1 protein-coding gene is annotated in these 678 nt (G+C 70.6%); it reads left to right on the plus strand.

The window, feature by feature from the left end; translation table 11 throughout:
• A partial coding sequence (locus tag AC1ATL_RS10685; protein WP_476570213.1) for a carbohydrate-binding module family 20 domain-containing protein occupies window positions 1-678 on the plus strand: 678 nt, incomplete at both ends.

Consider the following 678-nt stretch of genomic DNA (forward strand, 5'->3'; position numbering starts at 1 on the left):
GCGAACGTGATGGGCACGGGCGTGGTGACCGCGGGCCGGAAGGCCGGCACCGCCACGGTCACCGCCTCGGCGGGCGGCAGGAGCGCGTCCGTGCGGGTGTCCGTCACCGTCCCGGACGAGACCGTGGACATCACCTTCAAGGCGTCCGACGTGTCCCTGAAGGCCGGCGAGACCCTGTACGCCGTGGGCGACTGGGGCCAGGCCAACGCGTGGAAGCGCGGCTCCGGCGTCAGGCTCGCCAAGAGCGGCGGCGCCTACACCGGCACCGTCCAGGTGAGGAAGGGCCATGCGGTCACCGCCCGCCTGGTCAAGGTCGACGCCAGCGGCAGGACCACGTGGGACAAGATCGGCGACGTCAAGGCGACCGCCGACCGGTCCAAGACCGTCGGCCTCAAGTGGGACAACACCGTCGACAAGACCGTGGACGTCACCATCAACGCGGCCGCGGACCTGAAGTCCGGCGAGACCCTGTACGCGGTGGGCGACTGGGGCCAGGCCGACGCGTGGAAGCGCGGCTCCGGCGTCAGGCTCGCCAAGAGCGGCAACATGTACACCGGCACCGTCCAGGTCGACAAGGGTCATGCCATGGCGTTCCGCCTGATCAAGGTCGACGCCAGCGGCAGGACCACGTGGGATCCGGCCAAGGACCGCAAGGCCACCGCCGACAGGACCAAGAGC

The sequence above is a fragment of the Bifidobacterium sp. LH_743 genome (assembly GCF_056355775.1).